Below are 24,676 nucleotides of genomic sequence, written 5' to 3'. Positions count from 1 at the left end.
TTAATCAAGTTTAGCTGAATCGAAAAAAGCCTCCTAGAAATAGGGGGCTTTTTTTGTTTTTTACCTAATTACGCCACAGATTAAAAATAATTGTTTTTTCTCGTAGATTTACTTAAGTAGACTATGCTAAGTATGAATTAAGTATTTTTCATGCAAGATCCTATGAGGAAAACATTACTAACATTTTTACTCATCTTTACACTCAGTATTGGTGGATTTACTATCTTCCCTTCACTAGCCCAGAGTCCTGGGAACAGCCCTGTGAGCAGTACTGAAGCAGAAGAAGCAGAATCAGTTCCAGGAGAACTATTAGTACAGTTCAAAAAAGATACTACTAACCAAGGGCGGGAACGTGCTTATGAAAGTATTAATGGACGAGCTTTAGAAACAGTGGTTGCAGCTCACAGCAAATCTCAAAGAGGAGATTTAGTCTTAGTTAAGTACGTACCTACACCTAATCTACCCCCTCAAGCGGCGATCGCCCAAATCCAAAAAGATCCATCCGTAGAATTCGCGGAACCCAATTTTATTTATCAGCACTACGCCACATCAAACGACCCTTCCTATATTAATGGTAACCTCTGGGGAATGTATGGGAGTGCAACAAATCCTGCTAATCAATTCGGTAGTCAAGCTGGCCAGGCTTGGGCAACTGGATATACAGGCAGTGATACTGTATATGTGGGGGTGATTGATACGGGGGTGCAAATAGGACACCCAGATTTAACTGGTAATGTCTGGACTAATGCCAATGACCCAGTCAATAATATTGACGATGACGGTAATGGTTATGTTGATGACATCAACGGCTGGGACTTTAATAGTAACGATAATACTGTCTATGATGGTAGTGAAGATGCCCATGGCACTCATGTAGCTGGAACCATTGGCGCTAAAGGTGCTAACGGTATAGGTGTAGCCGGGGTGAGTTGGAACGTAAAATTTATTCCAGCCAAGTTTTTAGGAGCGAATGGGGGTACACTGGCTAACGCCATCAAGGCTATTGACTATATTACCGACTTAAAAACTCGTCAGGGACTGAATATTGTCGCCACTAATAACTCCTGGGGAGGCGGCGGATATTCCCAAGCACTCCACGACGCCATTATTCGGTCTGCCAAGGCCAATATTCTCTTTGTAGCTGCTGCTGGTAACTCCAGTAACAACAACGATAAAAGAGCTAATTACCCATCTAATTACGATACCAGTAAAGGGACAAGAACTGAGTCAGCCGCTAGTTATAACTCAGTGATTGCAGTAGCTTCCATTACTAGCACTGGTGCCTTGTCTAACTTCTCTAACTACGGTTCTAAAACGGTACATATTGGCGCACCGGGTTCTAATATCCTGTCAACAGTGCCGGGTGGATATGCCTATTATAATGGCACATCAATGGCTGCACCCCATGTCACTGGCGGAGTGGCTCTTTATGCCGCCGCCCATCCCCAAGCCACTGCATCCCGGATGAGAAGTGCCATTTTAAATAATGCAGTTTCCACTTCTTCCCTTGTAAAGAAGACTGTAACTAATGGTCGTCTGAATGTTTATGGTGCTTTGACTAGGTAACAGGAACATAAAAATGTCATCATAGTTAATGAGCAGAAAATACTGGAGATAAAACCACGGTTTACACACGTCCTTTAGCACGGTTAATAGAGCAGTTGCAACGCCTACCAGGAGTTGGTCCCAAATCAGCCCAAAGATTGGCGTTGCATATCTTAAAACGTCCCGAAGCCGAAGTAGAAGCCCTAGCACAAGCCTTGATGGATGCAAAAAAGCAGATAGGCTTGTGTTCTGTTTGTTTTCACCTATCCGCTGATCCTGTTTGTGAAATTTGTCGTCATCCTAACCGGGATAATACCTCTATTTGTGTGGTAGCTGATTCTCGTGATGTGATTGCTTTGGAAAAAACCCGCGAATATAAAGGTAAGTATCATGTTTTGGGTGGGTTGATTTCCCCTATGGACGGTATTGGCCCAGAACAGCTAACTATTCAAGCTTTGGTGCGGCGGGTGAGTCAACAAAAAATCCAAGAGGTGATTGTGGCTATTAGTCCGACTGTAGAAGGGGAGACAACAACCCTCTATATCGGTCAGCTACTAAAACCATTTACCAAGGTAACACGTATTGCTTTTGGTCTACCCGTGGGTGGTGATTTGGACTATGCCGATGAGGTGACACTAGCTAGAGCCTTGGAGGGGCGCAGAGAATTATAGTTTTCAATCCCATCAAGGGGGGTCTTGCGAGGCGATCGCTAGTAAAAATAAGTTACAGTCGTTTTACGGTGATTTACCTGTAGATGCGGTCATCCAGTAAAACTGGCATTTTTGAGGGTTTATTTAGGGTTCTCCTGTTTTTTCCATGGTTTCTATCACTGCTAAACCAATACCAGAAACTGCTATGAGCATAACTGCTGATAGCAAATAGACATTGGCAAACATTCTCAGGGCATCTTCAAAAAACATATAGGTGCTCATCGCTTCACCTTTTCAACTCTATGCTGTTGTTACTGTTCTCATGGAACAATGACTTTCATTAGCATCTTAACAAAACTTTAGACAGTTTATGGGGGTAAACAGATTTTTTTTTCTGGAAATGAGATGAATTTAATTCGCTTTTTGTGGCCGAGAATACAGAAATATATATAAATAGGACTTACGCATTGACAAAAAATATGATCTATGATATCTAGATCATGCGATCGCTATTAAGATTAGCAAAAATATGCTCACGTACAACTAAAGTAAACAGATTCCGTTGTATTTCATACCAATTGCTAATTATTTTTTCAGAGCGCATAAACTCCAACTTAACAAAAGCTTGAAGTGAACAAAAGATGTGAGTCTTAATTGCATGAGTATCCCTAACCATGAACCGACAAATTCCACATACTTGTTTTATGGCTCGATGAAAGGTTTCAATTCCCCAATGAGTATCATGAATTGTCATAAATTCATTTCTAGTTATATCCTCGATTCTTTCCTCATCTGGAAGATACAAAATATAGTGTCTAGAGTCTTCTTTTTTAAAGTCTTTCCTCAACAACTTTATAAATCCAAATTCTTTCAGATGAGTCCTTAATCCTTCTTCGGGAATAGCCAGAGTGCTTACTTGACAATACTTGTGTGGCTCATTTGAAACAGTTCTATTTTTTTCAATTCCGAAGAGAAAACCCAATTTCTGGTTTTTTAGGAATTTCAAATTTTCTACTCCTGAATACCAACTATCACCTGTTACAATTCTGGGTTTGACTCCCCAGCTTATTATTTCACTTACCATTTCTCTAAAATAATCGTTTTTTGTTTTTCCCTCCTTTTTATCATATATTCTGTAATTTATTGGCACTGAATTACCATGAATATCACTGTAATATAGAGTGATTAAATTTAAGCCAATAATTGTTTTATGGGCTTTACCTGACCAAAAATAACCGATTAATTCAGCATTTTTGGGGTCGCTGTAAATCTTTTCTATCACTGTATCATCTACACTTAGTATTCCTCCTACCAAGTTAATAACTTTTTCTATAATGTTGAATAAATCTTTCGGTTCATATCGCTCTCTCAATAAAAAGCGATTCACACTATCATGTGAAACGTCTCCTAATATCTCTGCTAACCTACTGCACCCCCCAAACTTTGGCTCTGACAGTAAAAATAAGGTGTATAGGTCTAGATTGCATTGCGCTGTGGATGGTTTCGTGATTTTTCTAATTGTCTGATACCTAGCAAGTAGACGACCTATATTTATCAATTCACTATTTTGTTATTCTGTCAATGCGTAACTCCTAATAAATTAATATTTAGGTGCGTCAGATATCAAAAATCTCTTGATTTCCACAATTTAGAGGGTCTGACGCATCCTACAAGAGATATTTAAGTTAAATTAAGCAGCTTTCCAGGGTGGCTAATACAGATTGGGAGAGTGAGGTAAAATCATAACCACCTTCTAAACCAAAGAGAATTTTCCGAGTTAGTCCTAGACAAGCATTTGTAAATAATGCATAGTCTTGAGGCTGTAAATTGATATTGCTTAAAGGATCTGACTGATTGGCATCATAACCAGCACTGACAATCAGTAAATCTGCCTGAAACTCAGCTAAAAACGGTATTACCTTCGTTTCTATGAGTGGCTGATATATGGTGATATTACTACCAGGGGGTATCGGTAAATTCAAGACATTATCATATAGTCCCCCCTCAGAAGCTGCGCCAGTACCGGGATAACACGGATACTGGTGTAAAGAACAGTATGCAATTTTGGGGTGAGTTTCGACGATCGCCTGGGTACCATTGCCATGATGTACATCCCAGTCGAGAATGGCGACGCGGTTAACTCCTGGTTGTTCCAGGGCATATAAAGCGGCGATCGCTGCATGGGAAAATAAACAAAAGCCCATACCAGTATTACGTTCAGCATGGTGTCCCGGTGGACGTGCTAAGACAAAAGCTGGGTTAGCGGAGGTGAGTACAGTATTAACCCCATCCAGCCAGGCACTTACTGCCAACAATGCTACATCATAACTGCGGGAGGAAACTGGTGTATCACCGTCTAAATAACCCCCTCCACTGGTAGCTATTTCTTTAACCTTGTTGATGTAGGCTGGATCATGGGCTTTGAGTAGTGTGGGTATCAGGGATGGCCTTGCTGATGCTGGCGTAGGGGTAAGCCAAGTAATTTTTTCTGCAAAGGCGGCTGACTTGAGAGCATTAACTATTACTGTCAAGCGTTCTGGCTTTTCGGGATGATATCTCCCAGTTTTGTGGTCTAGAAACTCATCAGAATAAATGACTGATAGCATAAGGCAACACAGCAGAATACTCTGGGTTATTCTATCCTGATTGTTGCTCTAACCTTCATGCTCCTCAAGGGTTTCATCAATTGGTTGCTCCAGCATCTCCGGTACTAAAGCAGGGTTCCCCCTCCGTTCAGCAGGTGACTGGGCGCGGATGACATCATCCATTTTGGGAGGATGTTTGATCATATCTAGCACCTCTGGACTTAATTGAGATGCAGCATCTTCTGAATGATCTTTTTCCCCTGGGTGGGAAACTTTTCTATGATTCATGGCAATTTCCTTTAACTACTAGTCTTCACCTTAATACATGTGGTCGTCAGGGGGTACTATCGGTGGGAGTTAAATTCCCTATTCCCTAAGATAAAAATTACCTGTTGAAAAGTTATAAAACATCCTCTGAGAATCAGTAAAGGAATATCTTCATGTGAAAATAACTTTTTTTGGGCAATTAAGTTGAATTTAAACTATTAGTTATAAATCAGATTTCCCATGTTTTTTTTCATAGCAACTAGTTAATAAAAAAACATGGCTAATGTTTTTTATAGCACTACAGGTAAAAGCTCTAGTTTTCTAGTTGATTGCCTAATATTTTCGCTGGTGACTTCAGAGGCAAAAGGTGAGTTAATATGTTAGAATATTAACAAAAATATGTAAATTATTCAAGATTAATTCAGAATAATTTGACGCTGACAACAAGCGTAAGGGCTAAAATCTAGATTTTTTGGAGTTTTTTAGATTATGACAACCTCACAGGAGAGGATTATCCCCACAGACCTACGCAATGAAATGTCCCAGTCTTATCTGGAATACGCCATGAGCGTGATTGTGGGTCGGGCGCTCCCAGATGCTAGGGATGGTCTTAAACCTGTGCATCGTCGCATCCTTTACGCAATGCACGAGCTGGGACTGACTCACGATCGCCCATTTCGTAAATGCGCCCGTGTAGTTGGGGAAGTTTTGGGTAAATATCACCCCCACGGTGATACAGCGGTCTATGATGCTTTGGTACGGATGGCACAGGATTTTTCTATGCGATCGCCCCTGATTAACGGTCATGGTAACTTTGGTTCGGTAGATAATGATCCGCCGGCGGCCATGCGATACACAGAGTGTCGGTTACAAGCTTTAACTAGTCTGTCCCTCCTCCAAGATATTGAATCAGAAACTGTAGATTTTATCGATAACTTCGACGGTTCCCAACAAGAACCGACAGTGTTACCATCACGCATCCCCCAATTATTGCTCAATGGTTCCTCCGGTATAGCGGTGGGTATGGCTACCAATATCCCCCCTCACAACTTGGGGGAATTAATTGATGGTTTGGTGGCGCTGATTCACAACACTGAAATCACTGACCTGGAATTAATGGAGTATATTCCCGGTCCAGATTTCCCCACAGGGGCCCAGGTGTTGGGAACAGCAGCGATTCGGGAAGCCTACACCACTGGACGCGGTTCTATTACTATGCGGGGTGTGGCTACCATTGAAACCGTAGAACAACGAGGACGACCGGATAGAGAAGCAATTATTATCACTGAGTTACCCTACCAAACTAATAAGGCGGGGTTGATTGAAAAAATCGCCGACATGGTGAATGAGAAGCGTCTGGAAGGAATTGCAGATATTCGGGACGAAAGCGATCGCGATGGGATGAGAATCGTGATTGAATTGAAGCGGGATGCTTACCCCCGTGTAGTCCTGAATAACCTCTACAAGCAAACCCCCCTCCAAGCCAACTTTGGGGCGAATATGCTGGCCTTGGTGAATGGTAAACCGGAAATCCTCACCCTGAAGAAGTTCTTAGAAGTCTTCCTAGATTTCCGCGTTGAATCAATTACCAGACGCACCCGCTACGAACTGCGAAAAGCCGAAGCTCGTGATCATCTCCTCCAGGGGTTATTAATTGCCTTATCTCAGTTAGATGCAATTATTGTTTTAATTCGTCATGCACCCGACGCACCCACAGCCAAAGCCGAGTTAATTACAAATTATGGGCTGTCAGAAGTCCAAGCCGATGCTATCCTACAGATGCAGCTGCGGCGTTTGACAGCCTTAGAAGCAGATAAAATTCGTCAAGAACACGCAGATTTACAAACCCAAATTACCGATTTACAGGATATTTTAGCCCGGCGAGAACGGATACTAGAAATCATCGAAACCGAAGTCACTCAGCTAAAAACCAGCTTTGCTACACCCCGGCGTACAGTAATTTTACCCGGTGAAGGCGATATAGATGAGCGTGACCTGATTGCTAATGAAAAAGCCATCATTTTAGTTACAGAACAAGGCTACATCAAACGGATGCCTGTCAACACCTTTGAAGCCCAAAGCCGCGCTACCAGAGGGAAAGCCGCCGCTAAGGTCAAAGATGATGATACCATTGAGCATTTCTTAACTTGCTGCGACCATGACAGTGTTTTGTTCTTTAGCGATCGCGGTGTCGTCTACTGTTTAAAAGCTTATCAAATTCCTGTAGGTTCCCGTACCAGTCGCGGCACACCCATTGTGCAAATGCTACCCATTCCCAAGGAAGAAAAAATTACCTCAATTGTCCCCGTAGATGAGTTTAGCAGTGAAGAATATCTAGTTATGCTCACCAAAGGCGGCAATATTAAGAAAACGGAATTAGCTGCATTTAGTAACATCAGAGCTAACGGCTTAATTGCTATTTCTCTGGAAGAAGGCGACCAACTGCGCTGGGTACGCCGGGCGAGGGTGGAAGATAGCATACTAGTGGGTTCTCGTCAAGGAATGGCGATTCATTTTCGATGTACCCATGAACAGTTACGTCCTCTGGGTAGAGCCACTCGGGGAGTCAGAGCCATGAAACTAAAAAATGGCGATGAACTCGTAGGGATGGATATACTCCCAGCCGCCATTCTGGACACCCTGAATACAGAGGAAACCGCAGACATAGATACCGCAGACATAGATAACCAGGAGGAATCCCTAGAAGTACCAAGTAACGGTATTATTGGTCCTTGGGTGTTAGTAATTACCATGGGCGGATATGGTAAGCGCGTACCAGTGGCCCAATTCCGACTGCAAAACCGGGCCGGTCAGGGTTTAATGGCTACCAAATTCAAAAACCGTAAGATTAAAGACCAATTAGCCACCTTACGGATTGTTAACAATGATAACGATGAAATTATGATGGTGACTAATCGTGGTATAATTATCCGTCAAGCGGTGAATGCCATTTCCATACAATCGCGATCGGCCACTGGGGTGAGAGTGCAGCGTCTGGATGAAGATGATGCCATTAACGGTGTAGCTATAGTTCCTCCTGATACCGGTGAAGATGTGGAAGCAGCTGAGTAAAAAATATCCCGAAAGGGTAACAACCTTACTCCCCTATGCGATCGCCTGCGCCAGTGGTGTCTTAATGGGGCTAACCGTAGCCCCCGTGGGTGCATGGTTTTTCGCCTGGGTTGCCCTCGCCCCCCTGTGGGTGTTAGTTTTTACCTCTCCTGCATCTCCCCCCCTCCTGGGACTCGCCTGGGGTGTTGGCTATCATGGTGTCGCCCTATCCTGGATTACTGGGATTCATCCTATGAACTGGTTGGGCGTTCCTTGGTTACCAAGTTTAGCAATTACCCTGTTTTGTTGGTCATTTATTAGCCTACTTGGGGGGTTGCTCCTCACCCTGTGGGGGGCGGTTATGGCTCGTTGGGGGGGGAAAAAATCGGGGATACGTGTTCTATTTGGTACAGCTATTTGGTGCGGCTTAGAAAGTCTTTGGAGTGCTGGACCCCTGTGGTGGAGTTCCTTGGCTTATACACAAAGTCCCCACAACCTCGTAATTTTACACCTGGGTCAACTATCAGGACCGAACACCGTCACCGCCGCCATAGTTGCAGTCAATGGTTTAATTGCAGAAGCATGGATTAACCGCCACAGTAGAAGTTCCTCCTCTGGTCGGGTGGTCAACAAACACTTGGCGATCGCCATATCACTATTCATGACTTTACACCTGTTGGGGTTTTATTTATATAGCCGTCCCATCGCCCAACCACCAGCAGCAGCTTTGCAGGTGGGAATCATCCAAGGTAATATCCCCAACGAAATAAAACTTATACCCCAAGGTTTGCGGCGGGCTTTAGCAGGTTACACCACCGGATATTACAATCTAGTAGATCAAGGTGTTGATGCAGTCCTTACCCCAGAAGCAGCTTTACCCTATTTTCAGCGCGACCTCCCCAACACTAGCTTAATTCAAGCAGTGCAAGAAAAAGGCGTAGTTGCTTGGGTTGGGGCTTTTGGAGAACAGGGAACCAGTTATACAAATACTTTATTTACCTTCACTGGTAAAGGTGAAATTTTTAGCCGTTATGACAAAACTAAATTAGTCCCACTGGGGGAGTATATACCCTTTGAGGAGATTTTAGGCGGTATAATTGGGCGCTTATCACCTCTGGATGCTCACCAAGTACCAGGGAAAACCAACCAGATATTTGATACCCCCTTTGGTCGGGCTATAGTTGGTATATGTTATGACTCCGCTTTCTCAGAAATATTTCGCAGTCAAGCTGCTACCGGGGGGCAATTTATTCTCAGTGCTTCTAACGATGCTCATTACAGCCCCTCTATGCCATTTCAACATCACGCCTTGGATATAATGCGGGCTATTGAAACCGATAGATGGTCAGTGCGGGCGACTAATACCGGATATTCCGCCTTTGTTGACCCCCACGGTCACACCTTATGGATATCTGGATATAATACCTATGCAACTCATGCTGAAACTATCTACAAGCGGGAAACTCGCACTTTATACGTGCGTTGGGGTGATTGGTTGACGGTTGTATTGTTGGGGTTGGCCGTGTTCCTCCATCAAGTTATTCGTCTCACCCACAGACGCACAGGCTTAACAGAGTAACACTTGCTCAGGTGTTGTTAGCAGCAAGGTGGAGCTTGAATATTTTTCAATTTTTTTATATTTTCATAATACTTTTATCACAAAGTTATTATTTGTATAATTTCGAGTTGATGCCCAAATTACTCTGTATAATATAATGGGTTTCTTTATCACTATTTCTGTTTATGTCTGTCCATAAATATAAGAGAGAGGAGCAAATTCAAGACCTTAATAAAGGTAAGTTTTTGACACTATTTCAACGAGACCTATTACAAAAAAGTTTACAAGCAGATTTACCTGATTTATATCGGCTACGGATTCAAATTATGCTACTTGCAGATGAGGGGAAATCTCAAGGAGTTATTTGTCACATTTTGGGCTGTAGTCCCGCAATGGTTAGACACTGGATGCACATGGCTAGGAGTGGTATGGCGCATCAATGGAGTGATTGTCCCGTGGGTCGTCCTAAAGTGGTCAATAACGACTATTTACAGCGTTTGCAAGAATTGGTGGTTAGTAGTCCCCATGACTATGGTTATGCTTTTACACGGTGGACTGTTAAATGGCTGGGTGAACATTTAGCTCAGGAATTTGGTGTGGAATTGAGCCATAGACACATTAAGCGACTACTTAAACAATTGGGATTATCCACTTGTCGCCAAATCAATCATCACCAAGAAACAACTACGGGAAATACTGGGAATCCTAGCATCTTGATTCAAGATTTGAAGTCAGACACACCTCTAGAAGATCCCGTAATTTCCTATATTAAACCCACTTTAGATACTCATTTAAAAAATTATGGTGCAAAATCTACCGGTCTCTGTGCTGTCTCTAGAACAGTTCAACCAGGTTTTAGGTCATTCTTTCTCCCCAGCAGAATTTCACAACTACTACTCACAGTTTAAATTCAAAAGCCCCAGGGTCGGCAAGTTTTGGCAAGGAAAAGATGTAGATGGTGGTGTATACATTATCATCACTGGTAAAGTCAGGCTGTTGAATCACGCAGATGAGTTAATTACTACATTAGAACCAGGAGAATCATTTGGCGAATTTACCCTATTCCCAGAAGCTGACTTTTACCCCTATGGAGCTAGAGCCAGTGTTAATTTACAACTATGCTTCATTCCGGCTACGGTTTTGTCAGCCTTGATGCAGAAATATCCCCACATTCAAAACCATTTATTCACCCAGGCCCGTGCAGTTAATTCTTTACTGGTAACTTCAGATTCACCACCTCCACATCCCACAAAGGAAATCACCCCCCCACCTGTCACACCAACCCAGACATCAAAAAAGATTAGTAAAGCTTACCTCCCCAGTCCTACACAGCGCGTCGGACATTTACTACAGAAAACTATTCGCCGTTACCCGTTTTTTGCTCAACAAAGTGCTTCAGATTGTGGTGCTGCTTGTTTAGTCATGGTATCTCGTTATTGGGGTAAACGCTTTAGTGTCAATCGTTTACGAGATATCGCTAATGTTGACCGCAATGGCTCATCTTTACGGGGTTTATCCACCGCTGCTGAAAGTATAGGCTTTAGTACCAGACCAGTAAAAGCTAGTTTAGATCAACTAGCCAAGCAAAAATTACCCGCCATTGTCCACTGGGAAGGTAAACATTACATTGTTGTTTATGAAGTTACCCGCAAATCCGTCATTGTCGCCGACCCCGCCATTGGTCAACGTACCCTCACCCACGCCGAATTTAAAGACAATTGGACAGGTTACACACTGCTACTGCAACCCACAGCATTTTTCAAAGATACCCCCGAAACCGTCACACCCTTCTGGCAATTCTTTGAATTAATCAAGCCCCATGGCTTGGTGATGTTGGAAGTATTTGCTGCTTCTATATTTATTCAAATCTTTGGTTTAGTTACCCCTTTATTCACTCAGTTAATCTTAGATAGGGTCGTAGTTCAACGTTCGGAATTAACTTTATTTGCTGTGGGTTTAGGTCTGCTAATTTTTAGTTTATTTCGTGTGGCTATGATGGGGTTACGGCAATATTTATTAGACCACACAGCCCATAAATTAGATGTGGCTTTAATTGTGGCTTTTATTCGCCATACCCTGCGTCTCCCCCTCAATTTCTTTGAGTCTCGTTATGTAGGGGATATTATTTCCCGTGTTCAAGAAAATACCAAGATTCAAGGCTTTCTTTCTGGTGAGGCTTTATCTATTGTACTAGATTTAATCACCGTATTTATCTATGTCGGGTTGATGTTTTGGTATAGCTGGAAAATGGCACTTTTAGCCCTATTAATTCTGCCGCCTTTTTTCCTATTAGCCTTGATTGCTACCCCGTTTTTACGCCGGATATCTCGGGAAATTTTTAACGCCCATGCTACTGAAAGTAGTTATTTAATCGAAGCTTTGACTGGGGTGAGAACCGTTAAATCTACAGCAGTGGAGCAAACGGTACGTTGGCATTGGGAAGAGCTATTAAATAAAAGAGTGAAAACCAGCTTTTCTGGGCAAGTTATCGGTAATCGCCTGCAAATTTTTAGTAATTTGATTGAGGGAGTTGTTACTACTGGTTTACTATGGTATGGGGCATATCTAGTAATTCAAAATCAGTTAACTATTGGGCAATTAGTAGCATTTAATATGCTGTTAGGTAATGTGATTACCCCATTTCAAAGATTAACTGTTTTGTGGAATGAGTTACAAGAAGTAACCATCGCTATAGAGCGGATTAACGATGTTTTGGATACAGAACCAGAAGAGGATTTACAGCATCAAGTCCGGCAATCTTTACCACCAATTCAAGGTCATATTTGTTTTGATCATGTCACCTTTCGTTATCACCCAGAAAGTGATATTAACGTTTTAGAAAATCTCAGCTTTACCGTTAAACCAGGGCAAATGGTGGCTTTAGTAGGTCGCAGTGGTTCAGGAAAGACAACTATTTCTAAGTTAGTTTTAGGCTTGTATCCCCCCACAGATGGTCAGGTGTTAATTGATGGACATGATATTACCAGTCTGTCCTTACGTTCCCTACGGGAACAGGTGGGGGTAGTGGATCAAGATACTTTTCTGTTTGGCGGTACGATTCGCGAAAATATTAGTTTAGCACACCCAGGGGCAAGTTTACAAACAATTATAGAAGCGGCAGAGTTAGCAGGGGCCGATGAGTTTATCAAAAAGTTACCCATGGGTTATGAAACCCAAATCGGTGAAGGTGGGGGAATGTTATCTGGTGGACAACGACAACGAATTGCCATAGCAAGAGCTTTATTAGGTAATCCCTCACTGCTAATTTTAGATGAAGCCACTTCCCATTTAGATGCTGAATCAGAACGGATAATTCAAAACAACTTAAATACCATCCTCAAGGGTAGAACCACATTAGTAATTGCTCATCGTCTTTCCACAGTGCGCAATGCTGATTTAATTTTGGTACTCGATAAAGGGGTATTAATTGAAAGTGGTACCCACAACGAGTTAATGGCTAAACGGGGACATTATTACTATCTCAATCAACAACAGTTAAATAATGCAGGCAATAACCCCGACTTCTGAACACCATCTTCTCATCCCATTAATATTTATCAATTTATCATCCAGGGGAATTATGCCAAATAGCATCAATCATGAGCAACATGAACCACTACAACCAGCCAACTTAATAGATGATTGGTCTCATGTCACCAAAGACCTACTAGATAGTTTACCCCAAGTGTGGACAAGGGGATTACTATACTTCCTGATTATATTTGTATCCATAGTTTTACCCTGGGCGATGTTTTCCCGCGTCGATGAAACAGGTACAGCTAGGGGAAGATTAGAACCCCAAGGTAAAACAGTCAGACTAGATGCACCCGTTGCTGGAACCGTGGCAGAAATTCAAGTCAAAGTAGGTGATGTAGTTACAGATGGACAGACTTTATTGGTACTAGAATCAGAACTAGTGCAAGCAGAATTACGACAAACCAAAGATAGATTAGAAGGTCAATTAAATCGGTTATCTCAGTTAAACCTGTTAAAAAATCAGTTAATTGTTGCCTTGGCAACCCAGCGGCAACAAAATCAATAGTTACAGCTTTGTCACTACAATTTCCGCAATTGTAACGGTATATTACATAAAATATCCGTAACTAGGGCTTAAAAGTCAGACAGTATACAAAGAAACAGACAAAATACGGGATTATAGCTAAGAAAAAAGGGACAAAATAGTTACAGTTATGTCCCGATTAATTTGAGATTTATAGCGCCTTTGATTTGAGTTAGGTACAAAAGGGCGGGCAGGATGCCCACCCCACAAGATTGATGATATTAAGGTGTGTAGTTTATTTACTTGATATAAAAAAATCAGGGGAAGATTTTGTCTTTCCCTGATTAGTTAGAGGTTGTTTGATAAGTTTTCAAGAGGTAATTTTCATCTTAGGGAACAGGGAACACCGAAACCGGGGAACACACCGAAGGCGGGGTAAAACAATATTTGATACCTTCAGCATAACTTTTAAAACATCCTGTTAGTCCTTATTATAGTTATCGCCTGGCGCACCGACCTTATAAATATTTGAGTTAACATTGCCAAATATCATTTACCGTTAACTTAATTTCAGAAAACAAGGGGGAACAAATCACCATATCACCAGTAAAAACCTGCTCCTCATACAAACCTTCTACCCACTGCAAAACCGTCACCTTTTGCTGTATGGGATCTACAATCCAATACTCAGGGATTCCCCGCGTTGCATACTCAGAGCGCTTGTAACGATAATCCCGATTTTCTTGATTTGGACTGACTACCTCAATCACCAACAACGGCTGCGGCATATCCATTAAAATTAGGGAGCGTGTAGCACTTTGCATTACCTGAGCCAATTCTTCAGAAAACAAGACCAAATCAGGAACACGCACCCCCACCTGGCGACTATATACGGCCATTTCTGTTTTCATGCTCAAGCGGTAATAGGGAATACCTAATTTTAGGAAGTATGCCAATAAAAACATGGCTATCCGACGATTTAGCTCACTTTCTAAAGGCATAGAAATTAATTTGCCGTTCTCCAATTCATATAAATTATCTGTACCATCATCAAATTGCAGAAACTCTTCCAAGGTCATGTTCTTGGGGGTTGTAACTGTCATTATTTTTTCTCCTATAAACCGTAAATACCCCATCTCTGTCCTCATAAACCATAGAAGGAGTAAGTGGCGATCGCCCCCTGCACTCCATTTAGTATTTGAAAATACTGATACAAGAGCGATCGCCCCACAGTAATTACTGGGATTCCAACCAATCGAGTAAATCCGCCATACTACCCAAATCTAGTAACGCCTCCCCTAGGGCTTCTAATTGGTTGAGGGAAAGAGACTGGATGCGCTGCTGTAATTCTGGGGATAATTCACCGTATCGTTTTTTTAGGAGTCTGAGAATCAGGGTTAGTTCACCCTCTTGTCTACCCTCTTGTATTCCCTCTTGTCTACCCTCTTGTATTCCCCGTTCATAACCTATGCGCTCGCCGGTGGTAACATACCTCATAGTCCGCTCCTGTTCAAATTGCTTAAATTCTGACCACAATTGATTTTCCAGTGCTTTTGGTAAAATCATAACCCAGTCGATAAAGCGATAGAGATTCCGGATATCTTGTTCTTTTAGTCCTAAATCGTATAACCTACGAATTAAGCTAAATTTCCAGGTTTTCCGTTCAGTTGGTGATGAGCGTGTCTGCTGGGTTTTCAAGTGCGCCATCACCACTGTAGCAAAGGGATTATGACTATTTTCTAATTCTTGCCACCGTTGTTTATAATCTAACAATTTAACTATGCCAAATTCAAAGTTTAATCTTGTCTGGGGGTAGTTATAACTGTAATTATGCGGTCTCCATTTGCGGTTATTGTCACACAAGATTGCCAAGCTAATGGCTGGTTTACCAAAGCGGTCAAAGATGCGAAAGTTATAGGTGAACATCCGCTGACTAAAATCATTTTCTTTCTGTGCTTGAATTTCCACATGAATTAATAGCCAGATTTCTTCACCGTTAAGTTGCCAAACCTTCACTAATTGGTCAGCATAACGTTTACCTTGCTCCGCATCACGGGCAATTTGTTGAAATTCCTGATTGAGAAATTCATGGGGTAGCTCCCAGTTAATTAGGGCGGCGGTGGCTGGGAAAAAGAATTGTATGGCTTGGGGAAAATAGTCGGTAAGTATCTCCTTCCAAGGGCTATCAAAGTCAGCGCGATCGTTCATGTTATTTGTTTGCACCCCCAGCAGCTTAGGGTGTGTCAAGAGTATAAATTAATTCATTTGATTTGCTGACGCAAGCTATTTCCCTGGGGGCTGGGTCGGGATAAATTGCTAAAGTGTGATAATCAGGAGCAGTGTCTTGATATAAGATTCTGAAAGTATAGAGTTTACTCCTGTTTCCTTCTTCGGTAATTACTGTTAAAAGTGTATTATCCGTTTTGGGTATTCCGGGAATATTGAGCCGGGGAATGCGCCGCAGTTGAATGACATTTGCGGCTGAGTTTTTACAGTCTCCGGAATTTAAGTTACGTTCTGCTCCCAATTGCATACACATCGGACCATCAAAGTCCATTGTTACTTGTGATGGGTCATTTAACCATACTTTCTTAATTGTTTCCCCTGCGGGGAGAAAGCTTAAGTTTGTCCCTTGTTGATAGGAAACTTTGATAGTAGGTATTACTCCCCCTAAACCTTGCGCTTGACAGGAAAAAAGAGAACGCAAAACGGCATTATTAGCTAGGGTTCGCCCTGCATATAGTAAGATGGCAGCTGAGAAAATTAGAGGGGTGAGAGTCCAAAAATCAGCATATTTGAGAATGTGTTTCATAGCTACCAATGGGGAAAACGGCGATTAGGTGTGACTGGGGTCAATTAAGGCCGGTAGGATGCCCAACCCAGAATATTGCTATAACCAGGGGTTAAGAATTATAGTTTTACGGTTCTATTGACGTATATTTCTACTTCTTGGCCTGCTGGTATAAACCAAATATTACTTCTTTGCATCATTTGAGAAATGGCTTGTTGATTGCGTTGAGATATTTGGGGTACTATTGACCTTAATCCACCTTCTAATATGCCAGCAGGTATGTTGCGTCTGTTATTGGTGTTGGTGACGACGGTACTACCACCTTCTATGGAAACTTCGGTCTCAGCACGATTAAATAATTCTGCAGCTTTACCAATACCTCCTAAAATGAATAGTCCTGTGTCCATCCCTGCTATTGATGCTGCTTGGTTGGGATATTGATTTGCTATGAGGGGTTTTCCTTGGGGAGCGCGAAGTACAATGGCATTTTTAGGTAAGGTTCTTTCTATCAACTCACCATTCTCTTCGGAGATGATTTTGACTAAATTTAACTGTAGTAGACCTTGTTCGGAAATAGAACGAACTTCACCCAATAATTCTGTATTAGCAGGTACGGCGATCGCACCATCTATAGATTTTAGTGGTTCTTTCAGCTGCACCACAAATAGATGCCCATCTTCTTGACTGTCATTATTCCTAGCTCTAGTAGTTTCCCCAAAGATTGCTGTTGCTAATACGGCTTTAGCACTAGTTCCTACCTTGACAGATTTCGGGTTTTGTGATTGTCGTTGACTGACTAAAATCTCTGGTTGTGGTGGTGTTGGTTCCGGTTGCAAGTTGGTTGCATGAGTCTTAATTTCTGGGACAGATAAAGCTGTATTTACTCTTGATTGACCAGTAGTATTTACCTGACCATAACTACCTAACTTGGCTAACCTTGTCCATTCCTTCAGGGGGTCTGGTGGCGATACTGCTGGGATAACAATCGGTGGGGGTGTAGGTTCTAGAGCAATTTCTGGAATAGGAACTGAAAGTGGCGCGGGTTGTTGAATCATAGGAAGTGAAGGTGACGCGGGTTGTTGAATAATCCGCTCAACTCTGACTATTGGAGGTGGAGATGTCGCCAGTGTTGTCGGTGTGCTTTCTCTCACTGGTGGAGTTTCCACCCGCGCTGCTGGTCTATTTCTGAGATTTTCCTGAGCTGCTCTGACTGTCTGTACTTGTTCTGCAAGGGCTAACTTTGTTTTGAGTATCTCAACTTCTTGTGCTAAATTTACTTCAGGAGCTTCACTAATCGCCGGTGATGGAACTGTTGGGGAAACTAAATTACTTCTTGGTCTTTGATTCGTGCTAGTCATAATTTGGGATAAAAACACCCCAGCAATTACCACTACAGCTAAGGTAGCACCGCCTACTAAGGCTAACTTAGCAAAGGGATTAGATGAGAGTGACTGCTCGGTTTCTAGTTCTTCGGGTTGGGAATAGTCTAGCTCAAAGCTAGTTGTATCTTGTTGTGGTGACTCTTGTTCAAAGCCCACTAATTGAGCTATTCTAGACTCCCAATCTAACAAGTCTATTTCTGGTTCATGGTTCTCATGGGTTGGTTCCACTGTATATTGTGGAGAAATTTCTGGATGAATTGAATAAGAATTCATGGTGTTTTACTCAGTTTTAATTTCAAGAACATTTGAATTTCAAGAACAATTTTTATCTGTAATGTCGCATATCTGGTAAATTTCTAGCCTCGCTTCTCCTAAGCGGTATCCTGCTAAATCCCAAGATGACGGTTGTGGTGGGAATGAAGTTACAGGTTGATCTATGGCTCTAACTAAAATTTGTTTATTGAACTCAGTTGAGGTTCCTAGATTATTGGAACCACTGAAGTTTAATTGATTGGCTAACATTTCAACTTTCCATTTACCATTACCTATGTTTGTGGGTTGAGATATTCTTTGTACTACTAATATATATTCAGATTTGTTATTAATAAATTTTCCCGTGGGAATTAATTTAGTAATTTCCTCCTGAAACTTGGTTCTCAAATTATGAGCTAAGAGTTGGGAACTAATTTCCCAAGCTGTGATTGGCGGCTGTTTTTCTGACCAGGTAAGCATTAAGCTCATGGTTTCACCGACAAATCGGCGAATTGTTTCTGGATGTCTTTGATCACTTTCTTGAGGGTCTAAGGTAATGGCTCGACCATCAGCAAGTTGGGCTAAACTTTGGGGTGTCAATTGCTGTTGTAAATCTTGAATCATGGAACTATGAAACAAAATCAAGAGCAAGCTAAATAAATTTAGCCCAAATGTTCCCACAGCTAATAGTGGTAATATACTACTTTTTCTCTTCTCTGGCTTGACTAATTGCATAAATACTTGCCTTGATAATTTTGAGAATAATTTACTTAAAATAGATATGGGTTCAGATGGTCTGTTGTTGGTTTAATTTCTACAACGGGTTGATTTATCCTCCCTGACAATAATGGAGTTATCCACTAAACAAAAATCATGAATTTCGTAAATCTCTAGTTTGTCAGCACGATGGCTATAAATTGCTTTTTGGATGTCCGTACTACTATCTGTTAGGGGGTAAGGAAAATAATCGATCGCACGCACTAAAAAATCTTTATTAAAGGGTGTGACTGCTTTTCTCCCATCATCTTTTCTAGTCTGAATTAGGTCAGCTATCATCCCTACTCGCCACTTCCCCGGAGCTATTGTTTCTGGGGGGTAAATCCTTTGGATGACTAATTGTGCTGATATAATTTGATTGGGATTGTTTGAGAATACTTCTGGTGGGGTCATTTGGGCGATCGCACTTAAAAAACCTGGACGAAAATCTTCTGAGATCGCAAAACTCCCTACCCAACTGCTGGTAGTGACTCTTTGGTTACCTCCTTGGGGGGTTCTGATGGGTATTCCTGGGTCTGGTTGGGGTTTTGCAGCTTCTGCAATGGTTTGTGGGGGGAGGGTTCCTGACCAATTAAACATCAATGTCATGGTTTTACTGATGAATTGGCGAATCGATTCGGGGTCTCTAGCTAAATCATCCACAGCGCCTATGGGTTGACCATCAACCATTTCCACAAAGTTGGGGGGTTTTCTCAGACTAAGTTGGCGAATGTTTAACCCTTGTAAAATGAACAGAAATAATACTGCTAGATGTAAGCTGAAGGTGGCGATCGCAAAAATTGTCAGAAAATTTATATGAGATTTTCTTTTTCGGAGTAGTTTAGTCATTTGCATACCGATGGGATTTTTAGGTTCTATTTTTGATTGCAACTGTACTATTATTGATGGCGCTAAAAATCGCAAATCCTCCCGCACCTGCGATCGCTAAGGATAATACCGGGGCTAAAATTCCCAGAAAGATGATAAACCACATTAAATCAGGGTTAGCATTGGGATTTTCTGCTGGTCCGTTGATAATTACTGTTGCAGTCACAGCAGCGATGAGATTAAATGAAATTTTGGCAATTCCTGCTGCAAAGAAACCTGTCAACCATGCGTAAATTGGTTTCCCCCCTACAGGTAGCAAAGATGTACCCAGGGCTAATGGTCCTAAAGCTGCTATAAGTAACATGGTAGCTTCTATGAGGTTTTGAAACGCATATTGCAAAGAAATTAAGAAGTTTTTAATTCTGGTTTGAGCCGTATTCCCTAATAAGGAGTTAAAGGTAATATCCGAGATATTTCCTGTATTAAATTTCAAGGAACTGACTTGATTTTCTAGCCTTTGAATCCAGATTCTATTCCCGTATAAGTTTCTATATTCCCTCCACAGGTTATCAATTTGGTCGCTTGCTCTGGCGAAGCATTGGGTTTGTTGTTCCCCATTGAGCGATTGACAAGGACGAAGTAAAGAACCCGCTACTTCTTCAGCTAAACTCATATTTAATACTTGCTGATAACTTTGTTCAGCATCTGCTGTACTAACTACTTGTTGATTGACTGTGTTAATCAAGTTTCTTACTCCCAGGGTTAAACTAGAAAGTAGGCTACCATTTCCGGTATTACTCAAAAACAGCACCACTATAAAAGGCCAAATTAAACCACTTATAGGACGGGAATATTCACTGTTGATCACATCTTTGAGCCATTGCATCATAAAAAACAGTAGGGTTCCCACAGCAAAAAATATTCCCAGGTTGGTCAAGGCTCCATATAAGTTATTAGTTGTATTATTTTGTAATAAATCTAGCCATTGGTTATCCCAACTTTCAGCCATGCTTCTCGCACTTACAGCACCACTATCAAAAGTTTCATTAATGCCAATTTCTGGGAAGATTTGCGCAATATAAACCTGCATTTTCATTAACCATATAGTAATTATCTACCAAACAAATCTGTTTGAGAAGTATTACGGATAAATCTAGCTGCTTCTGTAGCTGTATCTACCCTGTGAGTACGATTCATGTCTTCCATCTGCTGGGAAATGTTGACTAAATTTAAATTGGAGTATTGTAAAGATTGATGGGTGAGGATACTTTGCGCTAGGGTTTCGCCGCTGATTTTTGCTTGTTCTTGTTGGATTTTAATAGCTTGTAACTGTAACCCTGCTTGGTCTTTTTGTATGGTCATCAGCGGGAGAAAAGCACCGTCAGATCCGCTGAGAGTATCAGCGAGTCTTTGAAAAATGTTATTGGAACTTTGGGAGAGTTCGGAAATATTATTTAAGGTGGTTTCAGTATTTTGTAACTTAGATTTGATTCGTGTTTGTCCATCTTTCCCCATATAACTTTCTACCGCACCCCTAGTAATGAGGCGATTCATTTCCTGGGTCACAGCATGACTACGCAGGACTGGATTATTTTCAAATCTATCGGTTGTGGGATTAAATATCATATCTTGGTAAAAGCTATTACCAGCCTGAATGGGGTTAGGTATATTCGCTGAACCGGTGGCATTATTGAGAGCATTTTGACCGCGATTTTCTAAAGGTTTTAAGGTATCTGTCAGATGATTTCTCAGGTAATTTTGCATATCTACCGAATAGAATTGAAACTCAGTCCAAACTTGTCCTAATTGTGCTGTTGCTGGGAGGAGTAATAAGCAGGAAAAGCCCAAGGTGAGAACAGTAGTTTTGTGCATATTTTTCAACCTGAATAAATTGGACATGATTACATCGTCAAGCTGAAGCGTGTCGATTAACCCCCACGGAGAGCAGCTATTAATTGTCGAGCAAATACAGAAATTGCTTCATATTTATTGTCATGTTGTCCCATTACTTTTTGGCGTGCGGTTTGTTCCTGGGGGTTGTTAGCAACTACTGCTAATTGTTCATAACCTGGATAGTAACGACAAAAGGTATAAATCCCGTTGTCATCTAATAACCATTGGCTGTAAATTCCTTCTTTACGAGGGAAAAAGCTTTCGGTCGCATTACGAGAAATAATATTGCGGGGATATTTTAAGATGTTGACAAAACTATCGACTGCTACTGGCTGAATTCTCCCGATTAATCTGGTTGATAGGTTCTGTAAAATTTTTGATGCGGCTTTAGATTTGGCAATGGTATCAGGGTCTTGGGCTGATAAAATAACTCTGATTCCCGCTTTTGCACCGTTGGCGCAAATTCTCCCCACTAAATCAGATATTTGGTCAAATTCAAATAAAATCGGGGCTTCGTCAATAAAAAAGATGGAAGCTGGACTACTTAACGCCCTGCGCAAAGCTGCAGAATAAGCACTTAAGGATAATACAGCAGCGTCTTCATTGTCGGAGAGGTTCCGCAGAGCAAATACTAACAGTTGTGCGTCGGTGGGAAAGCTCGAAGGTGCAGAAATAGCTTGTCCGACTCGACTGGAAAGCCAAAATTTTAACCGCAGTTGAATTTGACTCAGAGCGTCATCTACTCTTCCACTCAGAGCATTTAATTGTAGATGCTCTGGTGAACAGAAATAAAGAAAGTCTCTTAAGGTGGGGGTTTTTTCCCACTCTTGACTCCCAAACCCCCCCGCTATGGCTTGTTTATATCTTTGGGTAATCCCTGGGTCGGCAAAAAATGCTCTTAATGCTAGGTTGAGCAGGGAACGCACGGTTTGGGATAACAGTTGGTTTTCGGTAGATGAGCCTAAAACCATGGTCATTAATGCTGACTCTAAAAAAGCAGTATAATCTAAAAGGCGATCGCGCTGGGCTTCTGGACTGAGCGATCGCAAATCAGGCTGTTCAAATAAGTTATTAGATTCTTTGGAAATATCAAAATAAGCCCCATTCCCCTCCATAAACCTTGTATAGTCGGTAAAGGTAGAGGTTCCATCTGGTTTAGGAAAGTCCAGAGCTACCACCGGAATATCATAAGCTAAGGCTTGGGTTAAAATTCCCGATACCAAAACCGATTTACCAGCGCGGGTAGTCGCAAACAGAGCTAAATTTTTATGTTGGTTAAACAAATCCAGATGGATGGGTGTTCCCCCCTCTTCTGCAATTAACTCAAACCCTCGACTATCTCCAGCTTTGGTTAATACTAAGGGCATCAATCCCGGTACTTCACTGGTTAAATATAATTGACGGCGGTTAAACGGTTTAACTAACAAACCCTCCCAAACTATCGGTAAAGATTGTAGCCATATTTTCCAAGCATATTCTACCTCCCTAATTACCTGGGCGGGTCTTTGAAAGCAGTTTTCTATATATCTTGTGGCTTCATCTAATTTGTCTATGGTGGGACGATGTACAAAAATAGCTATACTCGTGTATATTGGTATAGCCCCCTCATATAATTGTTCCTGGGCTGCTACGGATTTCTTTAACTTTAATTGAGCGCTGACATCAATAGTTTTACTCTTTTCCTGGGCCATAAGTGCTGTCATATTCGACTGCTTGAGCACTCGTTGTAATGTAGTCTTCACTAAAGCCGGGTTGGCGGCGGTTAACTCGCAGAAAATCTCTGTATCTGTGACAGTTTCTCTGGCTAATAATTCCCACAAATAACGCAACTGAGCGAATTTATTCGCCCACCCTCCCGGTTTTTCCAGAAATGTCAACGCTCCAATATAGCGATTTTTCACATTTACCCAACGACGGTCAGCACAGGGTACACCAGACTCCATCAGCAAAGTTGTACTGTGGATATTTTCTATAAGTAATTGACTACTACTTAACTCTGAATTAACCTGCTCATACAGTCCGTTTTCATCTAAATGAACTAACTGAGGAATCGGTATAGGTGGTGTTTCATTAAATCTTTTCCAGACTTCTCCCCATAGTTGATCAGCATTTAAAGGTTTAACATCTAAACCCATTTTGTTAGATAATAACTGCTCCCAGCGACAGAAACCCTGTTGGTAGGACTGGATAATCAGAGTTTCCAGGCGCTCGTTTTGCACTTGGGCTAGTTCCCCTTTAAAGTTTAACCACCATAGTTCAGCTTTACCTAATAGTTTCTCTATCCAATCATCTGTATATTTCGTATTCGGTTCAATGGTATAAGTTACATATATCCGTAAAAATTTCGGCTTACGAATCCCCGCATTAGTTAGTTCTTGAATTCTGGCTCTTTCCGATGTCAATAAATACTTAATATCCCGCGATGGTGTCTGCTTGACTAAGTGAGATAGTTCTATTTGTCTTTGTTTATCTGAACTAAATGACCCCATGTGTAAGGTCATCTTTTCCCCTTCAGGAATATCTTTTAACCCAGACTCTATATTATTAAAAATCGTCTCTATTTGCTCGGTTCTTAACGTAGTATGAATTCCCCGACATTCAAACCCAAAAACAAAGCAAAATTTATCTTTCTGAGTGTCTTTATTTAAAATATAAGCCCCTAGATCACGACCATCCAGGGAAATGCGTAACATGGTGGCTAAATGTAGAGCATCTTCAAATGGTGTTAATCTACTTTCTTGACCGCCGACCTTTATGCTTTGTTTGCCGATTTTCTGCTTCATGGTTAACTTCTAACAAGCTGTAATAACGAGCAAAGCCCCTTGTCCAAGTGGGAACTCCTATGAATTTGCTTAAAAATCGCCAACTCCTACCACCACTTAATATCCACCAGGTTGCTATTCCCCAACCCGCAATTAATGCTGTCCATAACCATCTTTGAAAATCATCTACAAATATTCCCCCGAAAACTCCATTCACAATCAAGTAAGCAGCGAGAATAATCACCAACCAGGGAAAGATTTGATCTGCAGGAATTGGGCCTAATGATGGTTGGACTCCCAGGACTTGATTCACAGGGCGAAATTCTCTATCTGTTTCTTCAGACATACTTTAGTTA

General features: G+C 41.6%; 20 protein-coding genes and 1 pseudogene. 7 read left to right on the top strand and 14 right to left on the bottom strand.

Features of this window, described 5'->3' with window-relative positions; genetic code table 11:
- Positions 1-261 precede the first annotated feature (261 nt).
- Positions 262-1,566, top strand: a complete 1,305-nt coding sequence (locus tag IM676_RS11365) for a S8 family peptidase (protein ID WP_200987020.1) — start codon at positions 262-264, stop codon at positions 1,564-1,566.
- Between the two features lie 95 nt (positions 1,567-1,661).
- Positions 1,662-2,216, top strand: coding sequence for a recombination mediator RecR (gene recR / locus IM676_RS11360; RefSeq protein WP_263973136.1), 555 nt, complete (start codon positions 1,662-1,664; stop codon positions 2,214-2,216).
- 123 nt (positions 2,217-2,339) lie between these two features.
- Here the strand turns inward: recR and IM676_RS20035 are convergent, their stop codons facing one another.
- The 4 genes from IM676_RS20035 to IM676_RS11340 form a co-directional block, all read right to left on the bottom strand.
- Positions 2,340-2,465 carry a hypothetical protein gene (locus IM676_RS20035; protein WP_263973183.1) on the bottom strand — a complete coding sequence of 42 codons (126 nt, stop codon included), beginning with the start codon at positions 2,463-2,465 and terminating at the stop codon, positions 2,340-2,342.
- Between the two features lie 223 nt (positions 2,466-2,688).
- Positions 2,689-3,714: an IS701 family transposase gene (locus tag IM676_RS11350; RefSeq protein ID WP_200990024.1), complete on the bottom strand. Its 1,026-nt coding sequence runs from the start codon at positions 3,712-3,714 to the stop codon at positions 2,689-2,691.
- A gap of 166 nt (positions 3,715-3,880) precedes the next feature.
- On the bottom strand, positions 3,881-4,801 hold the full coding sequence (locus IM676_RS11345) for a histone deacetylase family protein (protein WP_200987018.1): 921 nt from the start codon (positions 4,799-4,801) through the stop codon (positions 3,881-3,883).
- A 48-nt stretch (positions 4,802-4,849) separates the two neighbouring features.
- Positions 4,850-5,068 carry a hypothetical protein gene (locus IM676_RS11340; protein WP_200987017.1) on the bottom strand — a complete coding sequence of 73 codons (219 nt, stop codon included), beginning with the start codon at positions 5,066-5,068 and terminating at the stop codon, positions 4,850-4,852.
- A 468-nt stretch (positions 5,069-5,536) separates the two neighbouring features.
- Between IM676_RS11340 and gyrA the strand changes: the two genes are divergently transcribed.
- From gyrA to IM676_RS11315, 5 genes and pseudogenes are all read left to right on the top strand, one after another.
- Positions 5,537-8,119 carry a DNA topoisomerase (ATP-hydrolyzing) subunit A gene (gene gyrA / locus IM676_RS11335; RefSeq protein ID WP_200987016.1) on the top strand — a complete coding sequence of 861 codons (2,583 nt, stop codon included), beginning with the start codon at positions 5,537-5,539 and terminating at the stop codon, positions 8,117-8,119.
- Entirely contained in the window at positions 8,100-9,677 is a 1,578-nt protein-coding gene (gene lnt, locus IM676_RS11330) for an apolipoprotein N-acyltransferase (protein ID WP_200987015.1), read from the top strand. Before gyrA ends, lnt begins: the two co-directional genes overlap by 20 nt.
- A 164-nt stretch (positions 9,678-9,841) precedes the next feature.
- The gene (locus tag IM676_RS11325) at positions 9,842-10,564 is read left to right on the top strand and encodes a helix-turn-helix domain-containing protein (protein ID WP_200987014.1); all 723 of its coding nucleotides are present in this window, start codon (positions 9,842-9,844) and stop codon (positions 10,562-10,564) included.
- Positions 10,458-13,184, top strand: a complete 2,727-nt coding sequence (locus IM676_RS11320) for a peptidase domain-containing ABC transporter (RefSeq protein WP_200987013.1) — start codon at positions 10,458-10,460, stop codon at positions 13,182-13,184. Before IM676_RS11325 ends, IM676_RS11320 begins: the two co-directional genes overlap by 107 nt.
- Before the next feature lie 52 nt (positions 13,185-13,236).
- Positions 13,237-13,695: pseudogene (locus IM676_RS11315) on the top strand (HlyD family secretion protein); the annotation flags it as partial.
- A 494-nt stretch (positions 13,696-14,189) separates the two neighbouring features.
- On the opposite strand, the gene IM676_RS11310 reads toward IM676_RS11315, so the two are convergent.
- From IM676_RS11310 to IM676_RS11265, 10 genes are all read right to left on the bottom strand, one after another.
- The gene (locus tag IM676_RS11310; RefSeq protein WP_200987012.1) at positions 14,190-14,759 is read right to left on the bottom strand and encodes a Uma2 family endonuclease; all 570 of its coding nucleotides are present in this window, start codon (positions 14,757-14,759) and stop codon (positions 14,190-14,192) included.
- 133 nt (positions 14,760-14,892) lie between these two features.
- Positions 14,893-15,864: a DUF4351 domain-containing protein gene (locus IM676_RS11305; RefSeq protein WP_200990174.1), complete on the bottom strand. Its 972-nt coding sequence runs from the start codon at positions 15,862-15,864 to the stop codon at positions 14,893-14,895.
- A gap of 25 nt (positions 15,865-15,889) precedes the next feature.
- The gene (locus tag IM676_RS11300; RefSeq protein ID WP_200987011.1) at positions 15,890-16,468 is read right to left on the bottom strand and encodes a hypothetical protein; all 579 of its coding nucleotides are present in this window, start codon (positions 16,466-16,468) and stop codon (positions 15,890-15,892) included.
- 98 nt (positions 16,469-16,566) lie between these two features.
- Positions 16,567-18,102 carry a TrbI/VirB10 family protein gene (locus tag IM676_RS11295; RefSeq protein WP_200987010.1) on the bottom strand — a complete coding sequence of 512 codons (1,536 nt, stop codon included), beginning with the start codon at positions 18,100-18,102 and terminating at the stop codon, positions 16,567-16,569.
- Between the two features lie 39 nt (positions 18,103-18,141).
- Positions 18,142-18,816, bottom strand: coding sequence for a hypothetical protein (locus IM676_RS11290; protein WP_200987009.1), 675 nt, complete (start codon positions 18,814-18,816; stop codon positions 18,142-18,144).
- 72 nt (positions 18,817-18,888) lie between these two features.
- Positions 18,889-19,686, bottom strand: coding sequence for a hypothetical protein (locus tag IM676_RS11285; RefSeq protein WP_200987008.1), 798 nt, complete (start codon positions 19,684-19,686; stop codon positions 18,889-18,891).
- 19 nt (positions 19,687-19,705) lie between these two features.
- Positions 19,706-20,755, bottom strand: coding sequence for a hypothetical protein (locus IM676_RS11280; RefSeq protein WP_200987007.1), 1,050 nt, complete (start codon positions 20,753-20,755; stop codon positions 19,706-19,708).
- A gap of 20 nt (positions 20,756-20,775) precedes the next feature.
- A complete protein-coding gene (locus IM676_RS11275; protein ID WP_318780246.1) occupies positions 20,776-21,564 on the bottom strand; it encodes a hypothetical protein in 789 nt (262 codons plus the stop codon).
- A gap of 29 nt (positions 21,565-21,593) precedes the next feature.
- Entirely contained in the window at positions 21,594-24,341 is a 2,748-nt protein-coding gene (locus IM676_RS11270; RefSeq protein WP_200987005.1) for a hypothetical protein, read from the bottom strand.
- Positions 24,289-24,666, bottom strand: a complete 378-nt coding sequence (locus tag IM676_RS11265) for a hypothetical protein (protein WP_200987004.1) — start codon at positions 24,664-24,666, stop codon at positions 24,289-24,291. The genes IM676_RS11270 and IM676_RS11265 overlap by 53 nt, the downstream gene beginning before the upstream one ends.
- Between the last annotated feature and the right edge of the window lie 10 nt (positions 24,667-24,676).

Source organism: Anabaenopsis elenkinii CCIBt3563, from assembly GCF_015245355.1.
Lineage (GTDB): Bacteria > Cyanobacteriota > Cyanobacteriia > Cyanobacteriales > Nostocaceae > Anabaenopsis > Anabaenopsis elenkinii.
The sequence above is the reverse complement of the archived record's forward strand: the minus strand, read 5'-3'. Positions and strand labels throughout refer to the sequence as shown.